Origin of the sequence: Pseudomonas sp. Sample_9, assembly GCF_004307535.1 — a bacterium.
In the GTDB taxonomy this organism is placed as follows: domain Bacteria; phylum Pseudomonadota; class Gammaproteobacteria; order Pseudomonadales; family Pseudomonadaceae; genus Aquipseudomonas; species Aquipseudomonas mercuritolerans.
Genome location: NZ_RAZO01000169.1, coordinates 1 through 606, shown reverse-complemented (window position 1 = coordinate 606; position 606 = coordinate 1). Strand labels below are relative to the sequence as shown.

General features: G+C 63.5%; 2 pseudogenes. Both read left to right on the top strand.

Features of this window, described 5'->3' with window-relative positions:
* Positions 1–107 (top strand): annotated as a pseudogene (locus D6877_RS29865) (potassium-transporting ATPase subunit C); the annotation flags it as partial.
* A gap of 132 nt (positions 108–239) precedes the next feature.
* Positions 240–606, top strand: a pseudogene (locus D6877_RS09410) (histidine kinase); the annotation flags it as partial.

Below are 606 nucleotides of genomic sequence, written 5' to 3'. Positions count from 1 at the left end.
CGGTGTCGACCTTGCAGCAATTGCTCGATAAGCACATCGAACAACCGCTGGTGGGCCCGCCGGTGGTGAATGTGCTGGAGCTGAACCTGGCACTGCAAAACCTGTAATCGGCGGCGCGGCCATTCGCGAGCAGGCTCGCTCCCACCTTTGGAATGCATATCCATGTGGGAGCGAGCCTGCTCGCGAAGGCGCCCTGACAATCACCGCATAAACATCAGAAGAAAGAGAGCATCCCCAGCATGAGCGACTCCGGCCGCGCCGACGCATTGTTAGCAGACCTGCCCCGCGATGGCCGTGGCCGGCTCAAGGTTTTTCTCGGCGCGGCGCCCGGGGTCGGCAAGACCTACGCCATGCTTCAGGCCGCGCACACGCAGCTGCGCCAAGGCGTGAAAGTCCTCGCCGGCGTGGTCGAAACCCATGGCCGTGCCGAAACCGAAGCCTTGCTCGGCGGCTTGCCACAGCAACCGCTGGTGCGCAGCGAATACCGTGGCGTGCTGCTCGAAGAAATGGACCTAGACGGCATTCTCGCCGCCAAGCCGAAGCTTGTGCTTGTGGATGAACTGGCCCACAGCAACGCCCCCGGCAGTCGTCACGCCAAGCGCTGGC